We start from the raw sequence: 18,918 nt of genomic DNA, 5'->3' as shown, positions 1-18,918 counted from the left end.
CGACTATTGCACCATCCGGGCGGCGGCGCGGGCGATCACCATCTCTTCGTTCGTGGGAATTGCCAGAATGCGCACGCGGCTGAAATCGGTCGACAGAACCGTGCCATTGTCGGCGTTCCTGTTGGGATCCATTTCAATCCCGATCCAGCGCATCCCGTCACAAACCCGCTGACGGATCTGTACTGCATTCTCACCAATGCCGCCCGTGAATACCAGCGCGTCCAACCCTTCCAGCGCAGCAGACATGGCGCCAAGCTCTCGGCGAATGCGAAAGACATAATAATCGATCGCCTTGCGTGCCTCGGGCGTTTCGGCGGCCAGCAGGGTGCGCATGTCCGATGACATCCCCGACAGACCCAGCAGGCCGGAATTACGATAGAGCATGTCGGCGATTTCATCCGCGCTCATCCCTTCCTGCTGCATCATGTACAGCACGACACCCGGGTCCAGCTGACCGCTGCGGGTGCCCATCGGCAGGCCGTCCAATGCGGAAAAACCCATGGTCGACGCCACAGCCCGCCCGCCTGACACAGCACACATCGACGCGCCATTGCCCAGATGCGCGATGACAACGCGGCCATCATACAGGCTGGGCGCGGTTTCTTTCAGCTTTTGCGTGATGTAGTCATAGCTCAGGCCGTGAAAGCCGTACCGGCGCACGCCCTTGTCATAATAGCTCTGCGGCAGGGCGAAGGTATCGTTGACCCATGGATGGGTGCGGTGAAAGGCGGTGTCGAAACAGGCCACCTGAACCGTGTCTGGAAAGGCGGCGCTGGCTGCACGGATACCGGCCAGACTGAATGGCTGGTGCAGCGGCGCATAGGGGATGAACCCGGCCAGAGTATCCAGAACCTTGTCGTCGATCCGCACGGGTTCGGAATACACCGTCCCCCCATGCACAACCCGGTGACCTATGGCGCGGATGTGGATGTCCGGCAGATATTCGCGTGTCATGTCCAGAAAGGCCTGGATTGCCTCGTCATGGCTTTGGGTATCCGTCAGCGCCTGGTTGATCGAGCGGCCCCCGGCAGATTCCGCCAACAAGCGCGGCGCATCCCCCAAGCGTTCGATCTGGCCGTGCCAACGCATGCTGGGGCGATTGCCTTCGACCAGTTCATACAGCCCGAATTTCAACGAAGACGACCCGGCGTTCAGCGCCAGCACATGGTCAGCCATGAATTTTACCCTTATTTGCTTGCGCATGCAGCGCCGCCACCGCACAGGAAGCCAACCGCGAGGCATCATCATCCGCTCGGGACGTCAGAATGATCGGGGCGGCGGCACCTACCACAATTCCCGCTGCCTCGGCATGGGAAATGTAAGTCAGCTGTTTGGCCACCATATTGCCAGCTTCGATATTCGGGGCCACGAGAATATCCGCCGCCCCGGCGACGGCGGACTTGATGCCCTTTGTTCGCGCCGCCTTCAGATCAACCGCGTTGTCCATCGCCAGTGGGCCATCGACCAGCCCACCGGTGATCTGACCCCGCTCGGCCATTTTCGACAACAGCGCCGCATCCACAGACGAGGGCATATGCGGGTTGATCGTCTCAACCGCCGACAAGACGCCAACCTTTGGTGTTTCTATCCCGATCGAGTGTGCCAGATGGATGGCATTCTGCACAATGTCTGCCTTGGTCTCGAGGTCCGGAGCGATGTTCACGGCCGCATCCGTCACCATGATGGGCCGTGAAAAGCCTGGCACATCCATCACAAACACATGCGACAAGCGACGGCCTGTCCGCAGACCTTTGTCCCGACGCAGAACCGCTCGCAGCAAAACATCGGTGTGCAAATGCCCCTTCATCAGGGTTTGCGCCTTACCTTCAACCACCAGGTCCACAGCGCGATGGGCCGCATTTTCATGACTGCGGGCTTCAATGATCTCGATACTCGACAAATCGGCCTTCAACTCGGCGGCTGCAGCAGCGATTTTGTCAGGATCACCCAGAAGGATCGGCGCAATAATACCCTTGGAATGCCCTAGCAAGGCGCCGCCCAGCGAGTTCGGCTCTTCCGGGGCGATCACGGCTGTGGGCATCGGATCCAGAGGCTTTGCCTTTGCGATCAGTGCATCGAAATGGCGATGGCGCTGAACGATCAGGCCGGGCACGTCAACCGAGTCAAACGTCAGGTGTTTGGCTGGCGGCGTCACTTGCACCTCACCACTGAGGATCAGAGCGTTGTCGCCCACGCGGCGCACTTCGGTCGCACAAAGCAAATCACCGTCGTCCCGCTTTTCGGTCACGGTCAGCGTGGCGGTCACCTCGTCATCTGCCAGAACAGGCGCATGAAAAGACAGGTTCGCCGACCGCGCCTGGGTGCCCGCGCCGGGCAGGATATTGCCCAAAATTGCCGCAATCAAACCGGCAGGCCACAGGGCTGGGGCCACTGCCTCGGGGTGGCCATCGCCATCGCCATCATATCCTGCCAGATGCAATGGATTATGATCGCCCGAGGCCGAGGCAAAGGCATAAAGATCATCGACCGTACATAAGCGCGTCACCTGCGCCACGTCCCCGACCTTGATCTGCGTGTAGGTGCGGTTTTCCGTTATTTTCATTTCTGTTTGGCCTTGTTCGCAGCAGCCGAACTGCGCCCTTTAGGTTTGGACCGAGTTCCGGTTTTCTGTTTGATCTCAGCAAGATCAAGCGTGTCGTATAGCGCTTGTGCCATCTCGACAAGCTCAGGTGAAGGGTTCGGAATTTCACCCAGAACACGCTTGAGCAGATCAACCGCCTGTTTTCTGTCAGCAACCCGCGGCAACAGGTCGGGCAACGTATCTATCGCACCCTGTTCGTCAAAAGTGACGATCACTGTCTGTTCGCGCAACATGCGTTGGCGGTCTTCGACGGTGAGATCCCTGAACGGGGCCTCATGTTGGAACACATGCGCCCAGCGATGCAGAATTTCAGCCCGAAAGCTTTGGTTGCTTGAGGCCAGCAACAGCAACAACCGGATCACGGCCTCGGGCAGCCCGCCCTGTTTCATATGCGCCAATGCTGCCTCAACCTCGGGCAGGGCTTTCAGGGTTTCAGGATCAGGCAAGGTACGGTGGGCAGCGTTCTTCTTGCCGAACCACGCGGCCAGCGGACCACCCCAAAGCGCGTAGAACATCCCTTCATACCAGGCGTCGCGCAGGTCTCGACTCAGATCCATGGCCTGTTCGACCCAGTCGCCGGTCAGCTTTTCCATCTCAAGAAACGGGTTATCAGCTGTCGCCGGGGCGCGCAGTTCGCGCGTCATCCCGGCTAATTGCGCAACCCCCTTCATCATCGGATTGTCCGAAGACATCGCCGTGCGTTGAACGCGCAGAGGGTGCAGATCACGCAAAGCCTTTGCGCCCATCGGTGTCGTCACGGACCGCACAAAAGGACGCCCGAAGGTTTCATACGCATTCGCCTGCACTTCGGACATATGGGCCACCGCGGCAAAGCTGGCCTCATCCTGCTGGCCGTCGTCTAACGCGGCTACATCCCCGAGTGTGCGGTCATAGAACCGAACCTCGAACTGTTTATCCTGGCCTTCGCCTTGGGTGTTTTCGATCACCATCTCGTAGAGGCCTGGTGCCATTGCTTCGACCGTTTCCAGGGTCGAAGCCATCTGCGTATGTTCCTTACGCGCCACTTTGGACGAAACAAAAATGCCCAGATGGCCAACCTCATCATGCAACATGTAGATGATCCGCTGACCGCGCAGACGGATTTCCTCTTCATCTGCGTATGTGGCGGCAATCCAGTTGAGTGCCTGCTGGGGCGGGGTGATGTTATCACCTTGGCTGGCAAAGACAAATATCGGGCCTTTCACCGCCTTGATGTCGATCGGCACGCCCGGTTCCAACTGCGCGGTGTTCTTGATCAGCCGATTGCCAACGAACAGCTGCTCGACGATCCAGTGAATCTCGGCCTCGTTCAATAGGAAGTAACCACCCCACCAGCGCTCAAAATAAATGAAGCGTTTCCGACCGCCGTCAGGGTCGCGGTAGAGGTCGAAATACTTGCCGAAATAATTCCGGCTGGGGTTCAGCTGTTCAAAATTCATCACCAGATTGGCGCCATCGAACATGCCCGCGCCGACGTCCGACCAGAACATCGGTTGCCAGGTGCCGCCCAGAACACCGGCGTTATACCGCATCGGATTTTCCCCCACCTCGCCCGACCATGGCGCAATGGGGGCGCCATTCAAGATCAGCGGTCCGGTCAGATCCGGGTTGCAGGCGGCCATCAGCAAAGTGGCCCACCCACCTTGGCAATTGCCGGTCACGACCGGCTGCGGGCTGTCGGGATGGCGCGCGCGGACAGTGCGCACGAACCCGGCCTCGGCATGCATGACGTCGGCAAGGGTCTGCCCCGGCACAGGGTCTCGCCCGAAACTGACGAAATAAACCGGATGCCCTTTTGACAGGGCAACGCCAACCTGACTGTCTGGTTTGAATCCACCGATGCCGCCGCCGTGACCGGCACGCGGATCGATGATGATGTAGGGACGCCGGGTGTCGTCAATGGTTACACCTTTGGGCGGCAGGATGCGCAGCAGTTGGTAATTGCAGGGGCGTTTCAGGGTCGCCCCGTCGACGATGACCTCATAGTCATAGATCAGCACTGGCGGGCAACCCGCGGCTTCATGCTCCAGAAAAGCATCTCCGCGTTCACGCAGCGCGTCCATGGTCAGCACCACGCGCTGGGTGGCGTCTTTCAGATAAGCTGTCCAATCGTCGACAATCGATTGCGAACGCGCAATGCGCTGCGAAACCTCGGCGAAGCCCTGCATCAGATCTCGGGTCCGCTCTGAATGCGTTTCGATAATCCGCGTCGATTGCAGCCGGGCGGATTGGGACAACAGGGTCCATTGTACGCCGGACCGATCCAAAGCGCGGGTTACGATATCAACCGTTCGGTCCTGAGCCGCAGCCGCATTTTCAGCCGTCTCGGACCGAAGGTTCAACGAGGTCTTCTGCACATTGGTCACCATGAGCCTGTCCTCTAACCATCGAAAACACATGCGCCACCACCGTAAAATTCTGCCAGTGGCCGAGTCGATTTCTGCGACGCAGCATAGTTTGTTTCGAAATGATACTCAAACCCAACTCTGCGCCGCGCCGTCTTGGTTCTAACCGTTGGTGCAGCCACCGCCTGAGCGGCATTGGACAACTTCAACTGTCAGGTGACTGGCGAAAAGGCGAAAAATAAATGTTTCAATAATGATCTGGATCAAGATTCATCACATTCGGAAACGCTATTGGGATAACCTAGTAAGGGAATCAAGCGCGTACAGTCCAGCCAAATGAGCCAGATGACCAGTCGTCGGGCGTTTCTAAGCGCCAAAGTATGTCGGGAGGACAGCAGCATTGTCCGTCCTCCGGGATCACATGTGCCGTGTTTCCTGGATCACTGCACCAAATGTGGCGACTGCGTCGACGTTTGTCAGGAAACGGTAATTGTCTTCGGTCAGGACGGTTTCCCGGTGTTTAAGCCCAGTGAAAACCCCTGCACCTTTTGCGGCGATTGCGCCACGGTCTGCCCGACAGACGCGTTGCAAATCGAACGCCTGCCCGACTGGCCCTGGCGCGCGGCGATCGAGACATCCTCTTGCCTGTCCATGAACGGGGTCAGCTGTCGCGTCTGTCAGGACAATTGCGAACAGAATGCCATCCGCTTCAGGTTGCAACTGGGCGGTGTGGCCGAGCCTTCGCTGGATGCCAAAACCTGCGTTGGGTGTGGTGCCTGCGTGCCCTCCTGCCCTGTCAATGCCATCGCGCTTGACCGTCAGCCCACATCTAAAACGGAAGCGATACAATGAATATTTGCGGTTGCCTTGTACATATCGTCCCTGACCAAGCTGAGGCCGCGGCGCAAACGATGCGCGACACACCAGGCGTCGAGGTGCATGCCCAGGCCGAAGACGGCCGTTTCGTCGTCGTCGTCGAAGACACATCCGATCACCTGGCGTCCGAGATCATCATGGATCTGCATCAGATCCCCGGAGTGGTCTCACTGACGCTGACCTATCACCATTTCGAGGAACTTGCGGAGGCTACCCCGCATCCCGATGCCCAAAGCCAAACCACCAGCCGGAGGCTCACGCTATGACTACATCAGAATCTCGCCGGACTTTTCTCAAGGCCTCAGCGGCCGCTGCCACTGCATCAGCCGCTGGCATTCCTCTGGCCACCGGTCAGGCCAACGCGCAGGCCGGGGCCCCCGATATCCGCTGGGACAAGGCGGCCTGCCGGTTCTGCGGTACCGGATGTTCGGTGCTAGTCGGCACCAAGGACGGCCGTGTGGTGGCCACGCAAGGCGACCCGGACGCGCCGGTCAACCGTGGCCTGAACTGCATCAAGGGCTATTTCCTGTCGAAGATCATGTACGGCAAGGACCGTCTGACCACGCCTTTGTTGCGCAAGACCAACGGCGAATACGACAAGAACGGTGAATTCGAACCGGTCAGCTGGGACGAAGCCTTCGACGTCATGGCCGCCAAGTGGAAAGAGGCCCTGGCCAAGAAGGGTCCAACCAGTGTTGGAATGTTCGGTTCGGGTCAGTGGACAATCTGGGAAGGCTATGCCGCCTCAAAGCTGATGAAGGCCGGATTCCGGTCTAACAATATCGACCCCAACGCGCGGCACTGTATGGCATCCGCCGTTGTCGGGTTCATGCGCACCTTCGGCATTGATGAGCCGATGGGCTGTTACGACGATTTCGAACACGCGGACACTTTTGTGCTGTGGGGCTCGAACATGGCCGAGATGCACCCGATCCTGTGGTCGCGCCTGACCGATACGCGCCTGACCAAGCCGGGATGTGAAGTCCACGTGCTGTCGACCTTCGAACACCGTTCGTTCGAACTGGCAGACAACGGCATCGTGTTTGAACCACAGACCGATCTGGCGATCCTGAATTACATCGCGAACTACATCATCCAGAACAACGCGGTGAACGAGTATTTCGTCAGAAATCACGTCAACATCACGAAGACTGCCACCGATATCGGCTATGGCCTGCGAGAAACCAACGCGCTGCAACAAGAGGCAGAAAACCCGAACTCTGGCGCGCTTGAGAGCATCAGCTTTGAAGAATACGCCGAAGCAGTTGCGCCCTATACGCTGGAATACACCTCGGAACTGTCGGGCGTTCCAGCAGACAAGCTGGAGAAACTCGCGCAGCAATATGCGGACCCAACCCGTAAGGTCATGAGCCTTTGGACCATGGGCTTCAACCAGCACACCCGCGGGTCTTGGGTGAACTCGCTGATGTATAATGTGCATCTGCTGGTGGGTAAGATTTCCGAACCGGGCAACTCGCCCTTCTCGCTGACAGGTCAGCCGTCAGCTTGCGGGACTGCACGCGAAGTCGGCACCTTTGCCCACCGCCTGCCCGCCGACATGGTGGTGGCGAATGATGAACACCGCGAGATTTGCGAAACTGCGTGGAACATCCCCGAAGGTACCATTCCGCCCAAACCAGGCTTCCACGCTGTGTTGCAACACCGCAAGCTGAAAGATGGTGAGCTGAACGCCTATTGGGTGCAGTGCAACAACAACATGCAGGCCGCGCCCAACATCAACGAAGAAGGCTATCCCGGTTATCGCAACCCCGAAAACTTCATCACTGTCTCTGACCCTTATCCCACCGTCACCGCCGTCTCTGCCGACCTGATCCTGCCCACCGCCATGTGGGTCGAGAAGGAAGGCGCTTATGGCAACGCCGAACGCCGCACCCAGTTCTGGCGGCAACAGGTGCAGGCCCCGGGTGAGGCCAAGTCCGACCTGTGGCAGCTTATGGAATTCTCCAAACGCTTCACCGTCGAAGAGGTCTGGGGCGAAGAACTGCTGGCCAAGATGCCCGAGCATCGCGGCAAGACCATGTTCGACGTGCTTTATGCCAACGGTAAGGTGGATCAGTTCCCGCTGTCCGAAACGGCAGAAGGGTTCCATAACGACGACGCCGAGCACTTTGGGTTCTATGTTCAGAAAGGCCTATTCGAAGAATACGCTGAATTCGGACGAGGACATGCACACGACCTTGCACCGTTCGAAATGTACCACCAGGCACGCGGCATGCGCTGGCCGGTCGTGGATGGCAAAGAAACGCTATACCGCTTCCGCGAAGGCTTTGACCCGTATGTTCCCGAAGGGGCTGACGTAAAATTCTACGGCCACAAGGATGGCAAGGCCAAGATCATCTTTGCGCCCTACGAACCCGCGGCCGAAGAGCCGGATGAAGAATTTGATCTGTGGTTGTCTACGGGACGTGTGCTTGAACATTGGCACTCGGGCTCGATGACCCGCCGGGTGCCTGAATTGCACCGCGCCTTCCCATCCGCTGTCGTCTACATGCATCCGCAGGACGCCAAGGATCGGGGTCTGCGCCGCGGGCAAGAGATCGTTCTGTCCACTCGCCGCGGCGAGGTCACCAGCCGGGTCGAAACCCGCGGACGCAACAAGGTGCCGCGCGGTTTGGTCTTCATGCCGTGGTTCGACGAACACCAGCTGACCAACAAACTGACGCTGGACGCGACCTGCCCACTGTCGAAAGAAACCGACTATAAAAAGTGCGCCTGCAAGGTCGAGCGCGCGTAACCGGCCCGGATCGCAAAGGTAGCCCCCATGTCTCTGGCTGGTACCCCCCTCTCGCCGCAACGGCGCCGTTTCCTGCAGGATTCGGCGCGCGCGGCAGGCGGCTGCGTGGTCGCAGGGTCTTTGCTGGCCTGGCTGGCCCGTGATGCCCGTGCGTTACCGGCCGAGGCGTTGCGTCCTCCCGGCGCACTGCCTGAGGAGGCGTTCCTGTCGGCCTGCATCCGCTGTGGGCTGTGCGTGCGGGACTGCCCTTACGATACGTTGAAACTGGCCGAACTTGGGGTGGATGCCGTGGCCACCGGCACCCCCTATTTCACGGCGCGCAATGTGCCGTGTGAGATGTGCGACGACATTCCCTGCGTTGCCGCTTGCCCCACAGGTGCGCTGGACCCGGGGCTGGACAATATCGACGACGCGAAAATGGGCGTTGCCGTTCTGGTCGATCAGGAGAACTGTCTGAACTTTCAGGGCCTGCGCTGCGACGTCTGCTATCGCGTCTGCCCCGTCATTGATGACGCGATCACGCTGGAAGCGGCCCATGACGCCCGATCGGGCCATCATGCGATGTTCATCCCCACCGTGCATGCCGAGCGCTGCACCGGTTGCGGCATGTGCGAAAAAAGCTGTGTCCTACCGGAAGCTGCCATCAAGGTTCTGCCGGAACGACTGGCGCGGGGCAGCGCGGCCGACCACTATCGCAAAGGCTGGGAAGAAAAAGAGGCCCATGGCGGGCCTTTGGTTGACGGCTTGATCGATCTGCCCGACCGCTTGCCGGGACCGGGCACAGACAACCTGACCACACCGGGCGGCTTTGCACCGTCATATGACCTGCCGGGGGTAGGCCAATGAGCGCACGCACGCATATACCTGTCGGTCACGAAGCGATCGAAGCCAAAGGCTGGATCGGAGCGAATCGTTTTCTGCTACTGCGTCGCACCAGCCAGTTGTTCTTTCTGGTCCTGTTCCTGCTGGGCCCCTGGTTCGGCATCTGGATCGTGCAAGGCACACTGGCCGGGTCCCTGACCCTTGGCGTGTTGCCTCTGACCGATCCGTTTATCGTATTGCAAAGCATCGTTGCCGGTCATTGGCCCGAACTGACCGCTCTGATTGGCGGGCTGATCGTTCTGGTCGCTTATGCGCTGATCGGGGGCCGCGTCTATTGTTCATGGGTCTGCCCGATCAATCCAGTGACCGACGCCGCCAACTGGCTGCACCGGCGACTGGACCTGCCGAAAGGCTGGCAGCCGAAACGCGCCACCCGCCTGTGGGTGCTTGCAATGGTTCTGGTCGTGTCGGGCCTGACCGGCGTGATCGCGTGGGAGTTGATCAACCCGATCACCATGCTGCATCGCGGGTTGATTTTTGGCGCGGGTTTTGTCTGGGCCATGGTTGCTGCGATCTTTATCTTTGACCTGTTCGTCGCGCGCCACGGATGGTGCGGTCATATCTGCCCGGTCGGCGCTTTCTATGGTCTGATCGGCAGCAAAAGCTTGCTGCGGGTCAGCGCCGCAAACCGGGCGGCCTGTGACGATTGCATGGATTGCTATGCCGTCTGCCCAGAAAATCAAATCATATCCCCCGCATTGAAGGGCAAGCCCGGGACAACGCCACTGATCCTTTCCCCGGACTGCACCAATTGCGGCCGCTGTATCGACGTATGCGCGGTCGATGTCTTTACCTTTACTCACCGGTTCGACGACCATGTCGCCGCGCCTTCCGATCCAGTTCCCGCGCCCGACCGGCGCGCAGCCAGACCTATTTAAGGGAGTGCCAAGATGAAAAAATCAATCGTGACAGGCGGATTGGCCCTGATCCCCGTTTTGCTCCTGAGCGGGTTCGCCCTTGCCCAGTCGGCCCAAGTGGAAACCCTGCGTGGGGCGGATGTGGATGAGCTTATTCCACTCGATCAGATCCACAAAAATGTCGAAGGGCGTATGCAGCGCAACTATCGCCAGCAGCCACCGCTGGTTCCTCATTCGATCGAACAATACCAGATCGACGTGCGCACCAATCAGTGTCTGTCCTGCCACGACTGGACCAAGGCAGGTGAACGCAACGCTCCGACCCTGTCGATGACCCACTATCTGGATCGCGACGGCAACGAGCTGGATCACATTGCGGGCACCCGCTATTTCTGCAACCAATGTCACGTGCCTCAGGCAGACGCGCCTGCGTTGGTCGACAACGTGTTTGAACCCTCGTCCGGCAACTAATCCAACGCATGTCTGAAAGGAGCACCAAGATGGCAGACTCCCCCGAAAAACGCGGTTGGATTGGCCGCCTCTGGAACTGGATCTGGACACCGGCCGTGGCGTTCAGCTCGGGCTTTCTGATCCTGGCTGGTTTTCTGGCCGGCATCCTGTTCTGGGGTGGGTTCCACTGGACACTGGAACTGACCAACACCGAGGAATTTTGTACCTCATGCCACACGATGGAGGTCAATCTGGGCGAATATCGCGAAACGATCCACTACAACAACCATTCCGGCGTGCGCGCGATTTGTTCCGACTGCCACGTGCCGCATGAGTGGAACCACAAGATCAAGGCCAAGATCATGGCCGTCAAAGACGTCTATCACGAACTGGCAGGAACCATCAGCACGCCCGAAAAATACGAAGCGCACCGTCTGAGCATGGCTTCGGCCGTCTGGAAAAAGATGAAGGCGTCGGACAGCCGCGAATGCCGCAATTGCCACAACTTCGACTATATGGATTTCACCATTCAGGAAACTCGCGCCGCATCCGAACACCAGCGCGCCATCGACACCAACATGACCTGCATCGATTGCCACCAGGGCATCGCGCACAGCCTGCCTTCGGATTACCTTGAGGAATACCAGAGAGTTACGGATGAGCTGGCCGGTGAGACAACGGGCGCACAATCGCATCAGGTTGCAGATAGCAGCGATGAGATCCGGTCATTTCTGAACAAGAGCGCGGATTAAAGAGAGGCACGATATGCTGGAACTTCTGGGAACAATCGGGGCCAACATCATCAGCCTTCCGGGCATTCTGGGCCTTGCGCTTGGCATGATGACCCGCCGCCTGTGGCTGGGCGGCTTGATGGGGGCCGTGGTCGGCGTGCTGGAAACGGTGATCTTCGCCCATTGGAACTTTGCCAATGTCAGTATGGTCGAACTGTTAATCGCCGTCGTCATCGGCCTATGCGCAGGTACGTTGGGTTCGGTCATCCGCATCAAGGGTGCGACAGTCTGAATTCGCCAAGCTTTGCATCAATTCGGCGCCCCGCTGCGGAATGCAGTTGGGGTTCGCCCGAATTCGGCCTTGAACGCACGGGTCATGGCGCTGGCGTTTTCATACCCGCAGCGACCGGCAATTTCCGCGATGGTTTGTTCGGTCTCCTCGACCAGTTTCCGGGCCATAGTCAGCCGCAGTCGCCGATACAGCGCCTGCGGCGTGGTGCTCAACTCGGCCTGAACCCGCATCTCAATCTTCTTTTGCGAACAGCCAAGTTTGCGGGCAACGTCCCGGATCGTCAGCGGTGTTTCTATGTTCCCCTGCATCACCGTCAACGTGCGATTGACCAGCGTATCTTCGGATTTCAAAGGTAAGGCATAGGGATCGGTCGCGCTGCGGCTCATCAGCAGGTGGGCTACCTCCATCGACAGTAGCGGGCCATGATCCCGACGAATGAGGGCCGAGGCCAGATCAAAGGCCGCCATCGCCCCCGAACAAGTCAACCGATTGCCGTCTATGACAAAGCGTTCCTGCACAACGTCAACTGCTGGAAAGGCTTCTTCGAACCGCGATAGCTCATCCCAGTGAATCGTCGCGCGGTGATCGTCCAGCAAGCCAGCGCGCGCCAGTAGCCAACTGCCGGTATCCAGCCCGGCCACTTGCGGATGGGTCCGCGCCGCCGCCAGCAGGGCGCGCGTGGTGGCACGAGTATCCAGCGACAAATAGCCGTAAGATGGCATCACGACCAATACATCGCCGCTGTGAACGTGCAAGGCCCCATGCGGCGTGACGACCAGCCCGCTGGAACTTTGCACGGGCTTGCCATCCAACGAACAGAATCGCCAGAGATACAGCGTCTGCCGCGACAACGAGTTGGCCGCCCGCAGCGGTTCGACCATGTTGGCGAGGCAGTGGTTCGAAAACCCATCAAACAACAGAATGTTATAGCGTTGGGACAATTTTTTCTAACTCTGCATACTAGGCGGCTAACTTTGCATGTCGTGACCGTGACCTGTGGCGTTTCATTCGTCAACCACCAGCCAGGGAACACGCGCCATGCAATTCGGTCTGTCAGAAGAACAGGAAATGATCGTTTCTACGGTCCGCAGCTTTGTCGAGAAAGAGATCTACCCCCACGAAGACGCGGTGGAGCGCAGCGGAACCGTGCCATCAGAGCTGGGCGAAGAGATCAAACAGAAGTGTATCGACCTTGGCTTTTACGCCTGCAACTTCCCCGAAGAAGTCGGCGGCGCTGGTCTGTCGCATCTCGATTTCACATTGGTCGAACGTGAATTGGGCCGCGGTTCTATGGCGCTGACCCACTTCTTTGGCCGTCCGCAAAATATTCTGATGGCCTGCAACGATGATCAGCGCGAACGCTATCTGCTGCCCGCCGTGCGTGGTGAAAGGATGGACGCGCTGGCGATGACCGAACCAGATGCCGGGTCGGACGTGCGGGGCATGAAATGTCAGGCCGTGCCCGATGGCGGGGACTGGGTCGTCAATGGCTCAAAACACTTCATCTCGGGCGCAGAGCACGCGGATTTCTTCATTGTCTTCATCGCAACCGGGGTCGATGAGACCCCGAAAGGTCCAAAGAAGCGGATCACCACCTTTCTCGTGGATCGCGGCACGCCGGGGTTCGAGGTTCGCGAGGGCTATAACTCGGTCAGCCATAAAGGTTACAAGAACTACATCCTTTATTTCGACAATTGCCGCCTGCCCGATGCGCAGGTCCTCGGCGAAGTCGATGGTGGCTTTGCGGTGATGAACGAATGGCTATATGCTACCCGGCTGACGGTCGCGGCCTTTTCAGTCGGGCGCGCGCGCCGGTGCTTTGACTATGCGCTGAATTATGCGGCCGAACGCAAGCAGTTCGGCCAACCCATCGGCAAGTTTCAGGGCGTCGGTTTCCAAATCGCCGACATGATCACCGAGATTGACGCTGCAGACTGGCTGACCCTCGCCGCCGCGTGGCGACTGGACCAGAACTTGCCATCGAACCGTGAGATCGCCTCGGCCAAGCTCTATGCCTCCGAGACGCTGGCACGGGTGACCGATACCACACTGCAAATCTTCGGCGGCATGGGTCTGATGGATGACTTCCCGATCGAACGGTTCTGGCGCGATGCAAGAGTTGAACGTATCTGGGACGGCACCAGCGAGATTCAGCGCCACATCATCAGCCGCGATCTGCTGCGTCCCTTGGGCGCCTGAAGATGAGCAAAGATCTGAACCGGCTGCTACGCCCGAAATCCATTGCAGTTATCGGCGGTGGGGCGTGGTGTCAGCAGGTCATCCTGCAATCGGAACGCATGGGCTATGCCGGCCAGGTCTGGCCGGTCCATCCCAAGGCAAGTGACATCGCAGGGCACACGGTTTTCGCCCGTCTGGAAGACTTGCCACAGGCCCCGGACGCCGTTTTCATCGGCATCAACCGACACGCCACGATTGAGGCGGTACAGACGCTGTCTGCCATGGGTGCCGGTGGGGCGGTATGCTTCGCCTCGGGCTTTTCCGAAGCAGTGGCCGAAGATGACACCGGCGCGGACCTGCAGGAGCAGCTGCTAGCCGCCGCAGGAGACATGCCCATTCTGGGACCGAATTGTTACGGCTTCATCAACGCGCTCGACGGGGCGCTGCTATGGCCGGATCAGCATGGTGCAACGCCGGTGGACAAGGGCGTTGCGATCTTGACGCAAAGCTCGAACATCTCGATCAACTTGACGATGCAGAAACGCGCGCTGCCGATTGCCTATATGGTGACTTGCGGAAACATGGCGCAAACCAGTCAGGCCGAGATTGCCTCGGCCCTGATCGACGACCCGCGCGTGACCGCCGTTGGCCTACATATCGAAGGGTTCAAGGATATCCGACAGTGGGAGGCGCTAGCCGCTAAGGCGCATGCAAAGGACATCCCCCTGATAGCGCTCAAGGTCGGCGCGTCGGAACAAGCGCAGGCGGCAACCGTGTCGCACACCGCGTCTCTGGCAGGCAGCGACGCCGGGGCGCAGGCGCTGCTGGAGCGGTTGGGCATACCGCGCCTGTCTGCCTTGCCTGATTTCCTGGAAACGCTGAAACTGTTGCACTGCTACGGGCCATTGCCGGGTGGCAACATCGCCTCGATCAGCTGCTCGGGGGGCGAGGCCAGCTTGATCGCCGATATGGCCATTGGCACTGGTCTGAGTTTCCCTCAGTTGACTGACGACAAGAAAACCCAACTGCGTGATGCGCTTGGTCCGATGGTCGCTTTGAATAACCCGCTGGACTACCACACTTATATCTGGCGCGATGAGGGTGCGATGACGCGGGCGTGGTCGGGAATGACAGGCGACGATATCGACCTGACCTTCTCGATCGTCGATTACCCGACCACTGATCCGACAGATTGGGCCTGCGCATCGCGAGCGGCGTTGAAAGTGCGGGCCGAGACCGGAGCTCGTTTCGCTATCGCGGCAACTCTGCCTGAACTTCTGCCCCAGGACATCGCGCAAGACCTTATGGCCGGTGGCGTAGCCCCTCTTATGGGTCTGCAAGAAGCGCTTAGCGCCACCCGTGCAGCGGGTCAGATCAAAGCACCCGCCGAGGCCGTAGTTTGCCTGCCCGGCACGATCGAGGCAACGCGTACATTGACCGAGGCCGAGGCGAAATCAGCGTTGGAAGTGTGTGGCTTGCGCGTCCCTCAGAACCGCACAGTTCGGGGCGCTGACGAAGCACGCGCTGCGGCGTCGGATATGACCGCGCCCTTTGCTATCAAAGGCATCGGGTTGGCCCATAAATCCGAACACGGCGCAGTATGCCTTGGCGTCCAGGTTGACGACGTGGCCGATGTGGCCGCCGATATCGGGACGGATGAGGTGCTGATCGAAGAGATGATCACCGGTACCGTAGTCGAGCTTTTAATCGGTGTCGTCCGCGATCCGGCGCATGGGTTCGTCCTGACGCTGGGCGCAGGCGGTGTGCTGACCGAAGTGCTACGCGATACCGCGTCGCTGTTGGTACCCAGCACATCCGACGATATGCGCGCCGCATTGGCCAAGTTGAAAATAGCCCCGTTACTTGCGGGCTATCGCGGCCAACCTGCCGCTGATATGGATGCGATCATCACCGCAATTCAGGCCGTTCAGGCCTATGTCATGCAAAATGCCGACACGCTTGGCGAGGTCGAAATTAACCCGCTTCTCTGCACGCCCGACACGGCGGTTGCAGTGGATGCCCTGATTAGAAAGGCCTGAGACATGGACCCGATCAAAACCCGACGCGACGGAGCGATCCTTGAGGTGACGCTGGACCGGCCCAAGGCCAATGCTATCGACCTGATCACCAGCCGCAGAATGGGTGAGGTCTTTGCCGAATTTCGCGATGACCCCGAACTGCGCGTCGCCATTCTGACAGGCGCGGGCGAAAAGTTCTTCTGCCCCGGCTGGGATCTGAAAGCCGCTGCCGATGGCGATGCAGTTGACGGCGATTACGGCGTTGGCGGGTTCGGCGGCCTTCAGGAACTGCGCGATCTGAACAAGCCGGTGATCGCAGCGGTAAACGGGATCGCCTGTGGCGGCGGTTTGGAACTGGCTCTGTCAGCCGACATGATCCTGGCGGCCGAGCATGCCACATTCGCCCTGCCCGAAATCCGCTCGGGCACTGTTGCGGATGCGGCCAGCGTCAAACTGCCCAAGCGTATCCCCTACCATATCGCGATGGAGCTGCTGCTGACCGGGCGCTGGTTCGACGCCGAAGAAGCCAACCGCTGGGGGTTGGTGAACGAAATCATCCCCGCCAATCAGTTGATGGATCGCGCGTGGGAGCTGGCCCGGCTGCTGGCCTCGGGCCCTCCTCTGGTTTACGCCGCGATCAAAGAGGTCGTGCGCGACGCCGAGGACAGCAAGTTCCAGGATGCCATGAACCGCATCACCAAGCGCCAGTTGCGCACGGTAGATGTGCTGTATGCCAGCGAAGATCAGTTGGAAGGCGCGCGCGCCTTTGCGGAAAAACGCGACCCGGTTTGGAAAGGAAAGTAAGCGTTCAGCGCGGCGGCGGAGTCAGCCATTGCGCTGACATCCCGAAGTTTGACTCTTTGATCTCCTGCTTCGCGATGGCTTGCAGGTGCACCTCGTCCGGGCCGTCCGCATATCGCAATGCCCGCGCCCATGTATAGCTGTCGGCCAGCGGCGTATCCGGCGTCATCCCCATGGCACCAAAGACCTGCATTGCGCGGTCGGTCACGGCGGCATGCACGTTGGGTGCCACCACCTTGATTAGGGAAATCTCACGCCGCGCCGCCTTGGCGCCCACCTGGTCAATCTTCCACGCAGCCTGCAGGGTCAGCAAACGTGCCTGTTCGATCTCAAGCCGCGATTTCGCGATCCATTCCCGGATCACGCCTTGGTCTGACAGTTGCTTGCCAAAGGTTTTCCGTTCTTGCGCGCGTTCAACCATCAGCGACAACGCCATCTCTGCGGCCCCGATTGAGCGCATACAGTGATGGATACGTCCCGGCCCCAGCCGCGCCTGCGCCAGAGCAAACCCGCTGCCTTCTTCGCCCAGAAGATTGCCGACCGGCACGCGTACATCCTTGAACAGCAGCTCGGCATGGCCTTCTGGGTCATGCATGTTCAGGATCGTGGGGTTGCGGACAATCTCCAGGCCGGATGTGTTTTTGGGCACGATCACCATGCTTTGCTGTTTATGCCTGTCGGTATTGGGATCGGTCTTGCCCATGACAATGAACATTCTGGTGTTCGGATGGCAGGCATTGGTGATGAACCACTTGCGCCCGTTGATGACATATTCATCCCCCTCGCGCCGGATCGAGGTGGTGATGTTTGTCGCGTCCGAACTGGCCACATCCGGTTCCGTCATTGCAAAGGCCGAACGGATTTCGCCGTTCAGCAATGGCACCAGCCATTCTTGGCGCTGCTCGGGCGTGGCGAACATGTGCAACAGCTCCATATTGCCGGTGTCCGGCGCATTGCAGTTGAACACCTCAGAGGACCAGCTGACCTGCCCCATCAACTCGGCCAGCGGGGCGTATTCCAGATTGCTCAGCCGGGTGCCGGGTTCATCGTCGCGCAAGGAAGGCAGGAACAGGTTCCACAGCCCTTCGGCCCGGGCCAGCGCCTTGAGGTCTTCCATGAATGAGACCGGGAATTTGCCTGCGTCAATCTCTTCCTTATGGGCACGGATGCGCGGGTAGATATGCGCCTGCATAAAGCGTTTCAGCTGCTCGCGGATTTCCGCAGCGCGTGGCGATGGGGCAAAGTCCATGACGGTCCCTTTTCAGAACGTTGCAACACTACGTTGCCTCTGCGGGTACCCTATCCGCACCCACCGCATTTGTGAAAGCTGCCAGTTGGTTTCCAACGGTTTTTGCCGCAAGGTCATTTGAGTTGCGACAGGACTTGCCGGGTTTTGTATCGTCAAGCGTGGCAGAGTTAACGACCAAGCTGTTGCGACGACAACCATCACCTGTTGCCCATCACCTTGCAGAGCGATAATCGTCTGATCATATGACCAAAGCACCAAAGCGACGGAGTTCAGGTGTCTGAGCAGCAGATCAAAAAATCGGATGACATTGCGCAGAAACTGTTGACCAGGATTGTCCGTGGCGCATTGAAACCCGGCGAAAAGCTGCGGCAGGACCTGATCGCGCGTGAGTTCGGAGTCAGCCAGGTCACTGTACGCGAGGCGCTGCTGAATCTGGCATCAAAAGGACTGGCCGTCGCTGTACCACGCCGAGGTATGTGCGTGGCGCCAATGGACCAGAACGCCAATCAAGAGCTGCGCGTGATGCGACGCGCGCTTGAACCGGTGGCCTTGCTACATTCCGTTCCAAACCTGACGGCCCAGCAGATTGCCCAGATCGAACAGGTACACGAAGACTGCGACAGCGCCCAAACTGCTGAAGATTGGGAAGACGCCAATCAGCGTTTCCATATGGCCGTCATCGCGGCCTGCAACATGCCGCGCATGATTGACGAGATCAGGAACCTGCAAGTGCTGTACACGTGGCATTTCAACAACCTGTACACCGCCAAATGGCGACCGCGCGCCGATCCGGATCACGCTGCAATTCTGGCCGCCATCAAGGATCGCGATGCGGCCAAGGCGCATTCGGTTATGCAGCGCCACCTGACCCGCCTGCCCTAG

The 18,918-nt window shown here is 59.3% G+C and carries 17 protein-coding genes; 12 read left to right on the top strand and 5 right to left on the bottom strand.

Features of this window, described 5'->3' with window-relative positions:
* Positions 1-3 precede the first annotated feature (3 nt).
* Genes ACR3EP_RS20905 through ACR3EP_RS20895 form a run of 3 tightly spaced genes read right to left on the bottom strand, consistent with a single transcriptional unit; the run spans position 4 to position 4,971 of the window.
* Positions 4-1,176, bottom strand: a complete 1,173-nt coding sequence (locus tag ACR3EP_RS20905) for an acetate/propionate family kinase (RefSeq protein WP_480639301.1) — start codon at positions 1,174-1,176, stop codon at positions 4-6.
* Positions 1,169-2,563, bottom strand: a complete 1,395-nt coding sequence (locus ACR3EP_RS20900) for a bifunctional enoyl-CoA hydratase/phosphate acetyltransferase (protein ID WP_170349926.1) — start codon at positions 2,561-2,563, stop codon at positions 1,169-1,171. The genes ACR3EP_RS20905 and ACR3EP_RS20900 overlap by 8 nt, the downstream gene beginning before the upstream one ends.
* Complete coding sequence (locus tag ACR3EP_RS20895) at positions 2,560-4,971, bottom strand: DUF3141 domain-containing protein (protein WP_480639300.1); 2,412 nt, start codon at positions 4,969-4,971, stop codon at positions 2,560-2,562. Before ACR3EP_RS20895 ends, ACR3EP_RS20900 begins: the two co-directional genes overlap by 4 nt.
* 312 nt (positions 4,972-5,283) lie before the next feature.
* On the opposite strand from ACR3EP_RS20895, the gene napF reads away from it, so the two are divergent.
* The 8 genes from napF to ACR3EP_RS20855 are packed head-to-tail and all read left to right on the top strand — an operon-like array spanning position 5,284 to position 11,790.
* Positions 5,284-5,799, top strand: a complete 516-nt coding sequence (napF, locus tag ACR3EP_RS20890) for a ferredoxin-type protein NapF (protein WP_480639299.1) — start codon at positions 5,284-5,286, stop codon at positions 5,797-5,799.
* Positions 5,796-6,089, top strand: coding sequence for a chaperone NapD (locus tag ACR3EP_RS20885; RefSeq protein ID WP_480639298.1), 294 nt, complete (start codon positions 5,796-5,798; stop codon positions 6,087-6,089). The genes napF and ACR3EP_RS20885 overlap by 4 nt, the downstream gene beginning before the upstream one ends.
* Complete coding sequence (gene napA / locus ACR3EP_RS20880) at positions 6,086-8,578, top strand: nitrate reductase catalytic subunit NapA (RefSeq protein ID WP_170361756.1); 2,493 nt, start codon at positions 6,086-6,088, stop codon at positions 8,576-8,578. The genes ACR3EP_RS20885 and napA overlap by 4 nt, the downstream gene beginning before the upstream one ends.
* A 27-nt stretch (positions 8,579-8,605) precedes the next feature.
* Positions 8,606-9,424: a ferredoxin-type protein NapG gene (gene napG, locus ACR3EP_RS20875; RefSeq protein WP_170349931.1), complete on the top strand. Its 819-nt coding sequence runs from the start codon at positions 8,606-8,608 to the stop codon at positions 9,422-9,424.
* On the top strand, positions 9,421-10,338 hold the full coding sequence (gene napH, locus ACR3EP_RS20870; protein WP_480639297.1) for a quinol dehydrogenase ferredoxin subunit NapH: 918 nt from the start codon (positions 9,421-9,423) through the stop codon (positions 10,336-10,338). Before napG ends, napH begins: the two co-directional genes overlap by 4 nt.
* 12 nt (positions 10,339-10,350) lie before the next feature.
* Complete coding sequence (locus ACR3EP_RS20865; protein ID WP_480639296.1) at positions 10,351-10,788, top strand: nitrate reductase cytochrome c-type subunit; 438 nt, start codon at positions 10,351-10,353, stop codon at positions 10,786-10,788.
* A gap of 29 nt (positions 10,789-10,817) precedes the next feature.
* Positions 10,818-11,519, top strand: a complete 702-nt coding sequence (locus ACR3EP_RS20860) for a NapC/NirT family cytochrome c (protein ID WP_170349934.1) — start codon at positions 10,818-10,820, stop codon at positions 11,517-11,519.
* Positions 11,520-11,532: 13 nt separating this feature from the next.
* Positions 11,533-11,790, top strand: a complete 258-nt coding sequence (locus tag ACR3EP_RS20855; RefSeq protein ID WP_170349935.1) for a hypothetical protein — start codon at positions 11,533-11,535, stop codon at positions 11,788-11,790.
* Positions 11,791-11,807: 17 nt separating this feature from the next.
* Here the strand turns inward: ACR3EP_RS20855 and ACR3EP_RS20850 are convergent, their stop codons facing one another.
* The gene (locus ACR3EP_RS20850) at positions 11,808-12,731 is read right to left on the bottom strand and encodes a GlxA family transcriptional regulator (RefSeq protein ID WP_480639295.1); all 924 of its coding nucleotides are present in this window, start codon (positions 12,729-12,731) and stop codon (positions 11,808-11,810) included.
* Between the two features lie 97 nt (positions 12,732-12,828).
* Here ACR3EP_RS20850 and ACR3EP_RS20845 point away from each other — a divergent pair, with 97 nt between their 5' ends.
* The 3 genes from ACR3EP_RS20845 to ACR3EP_RS20835 are packed head-to-tail and all read left to right on the top strand — an operon-like array spanning position 12,829 to position 16,790.
* Positions 12,829-13,989 (top strand): acyl-CoA dehydrogenase family protein, encoded by a 1,161-nt coding sequence (locus ACR3EP_RS20845; protein WP_480639294.1) that lies wholly within the window; start codon positions 12,829-12,831, stop codon positions 13,987-13,989.
* A 2-nt stretch (positions 13,990-13,991) separates the two neighbouring features.
* Positions 13,992-16,007 (top strand): acetate--CoA ligase family protein, encoded by a 2,016-nt coding sequence (locus ACR3EP_RS20840; protein ID WP_480639293.1) that lies wholly within the window; start codon positions 13,992-13,994, stop codon positions 16,005-16,007.
* Positions 16,008-16,010: 3 nt separating this feature from the next.
* Complete coding sequence (locus tag ACR3EP_RS20835; protein WP_170394910.1) at positions 16,011-16,790, top strand: carnitinyl-CoA dehydratase; 780 nt, start codon at positions 16,011-16,013, stop codon at positions 16,788-16,790.
* A 4-nt stretch (positions 16,791-16,794) separates the two neighbouring features.
* Here ACR3EP_RS20835 and ACR3EP_RS20830 read toward each other — a convergent pair whose 3' ends face one another.
* Positions 16,795-18,036, bottom strand: a complete 1,242-nt coding sequence (locus ACR3EP_RS20830; RefSeq protein WP_480639292.1) for an acyl-CoA dehydrogenase family protein — start codon at positions 18,034-18,036, stop codon at positions 16,795-16,797.
* Between the two features lie 273 nt (positions 18,037-18,309).
* Between ACR3EP_RS20830 and ACR3EP_RS20825 the strand changes: the two genes are divergently transcribed.
* Positions 18,310-18,918, top strand: a complete 609-nt coding sequence (locus ACR3EP_RS20825; protein WP_480639291.1) for a GntR family transcriptional regulator — start codon at positions 18,310-18,312, stop codon at positions 18,916-18,918.

The sequence above is a fragment of the Ruegeria sp. BB10 genome (assembly GCF_056535725.1).
This window is presented reverse-complemented; position numbering and strand designations above follow the sequence as displayed.

Excerpts from the sequence above, each read along its gene's own strand:
- ACR3EP_RS20905 (WP_480639301.1), bottom strand. The coding sequence starts at position 1,176 with ATGGCTGACCATGTGCTGGCGCTGAACGCCGGGTCGTCTTCGTTGAAA.
- ACR3EP_RS20900 (WP_170349926.1), bottom strand. The coding sequence starts at position 2,563 with ATGAAAATAACGGAAAACCGCACCTACACGCAGATCAAGGTCGGGGAC.
- ACR3EP_RS20895 (WP_480639300.1), bottom strand. The coding sequence starts at position 4,971 with ATGGTGACCAATGTGCAGAAGACCTCGTTGAACCTTCGGTCCGAGACG.
- napF (WP_480639299.1), top strand. The coding sequence starts at position 5,284 with ATGAGCCAGATGACCAGTCGTCGGGCGTTTCTAAGCGCCAAAGTATGT.
- ACR3EP_RS20885 (WP_480639298.1), top strand. The coding sequence starts at position 5,796 with ATGAATATTTGCGGTTGCCTTGTACATATCGTCCCTGACCAAGCTGAG.
- napA (WP_170361756.1), top strand. The coding sequence starts at position 6,086 with ATGACTACATCAGAATCTCGCCGGACTTTTCTCAAGGCCTCAGCGGCC.
- napG (WP_170349931.1), top strand. The coding sequence starts at position 8,606 with ATGTCTCTGGCTGGTACCCCCCTCTCGCCGCAACGGCGCCGTTTCCTG.
- napH (WP_480639297.1), top strand. The coding sequence starts at position 9,421 with ATGAGCGCACGCACGCATATACCTGTCGGTCACGAAGCGATCGAAGCC.
- ACR3EP_RS20865 (WP_480639296.1), top strand. The coding sequence starts at position 10,351 with ATGAAAAAATCAATCGTGACAGGCGGATTGGCCCTGATCCCCGTTTTG.
- ACR3EP_RS20860 (WP_170349934.1), top strand. The coding sequence starts at position 10,818 with ATGGCAGACTCCCCCGAAAAACGCGGTTGGATTGGCCGCCTCTGGAAC.
- ACR3EP_RS20855 (WP_170349935.1), top strand. The coding sequence starts at position 11,533 with ATGCTGGAACTTCTGGGAACAATCGGGGCCAACATCATCAGCCTTCCG.
- ACR3EP_RS20845 (WP_480639294.1), top strand. The coding sequence starts at position 12,829 with ATGCAATTCGGTCTGTCAGAAGAACAGGAAATGATCGTTTCTACGGTC.
- ACR3EP_RS20840 (WP_480639293.1), top strand. The coding sequence starts at position 13,992 with ATGAGCAAAGATCTGAACCGGCTGCTACGCCCGAAATCCATTGCAGTT.
- ACR3EP_RS20835 (WP_170394910.1), top strand. The coding sequence starts at position 16,011 with ATGGACCCGATCAAAACCCGACGCGACGGAGCGATCCTTGAGGTGACG.
- ACR3EP_RS20830 (WP_480639292.1), bottom strand. The coding sequence starts at position 18,036 with ATGGACTTTGCCCCATCGCCACGCGCTGCGGAAATCCGCGAGCAGCTG.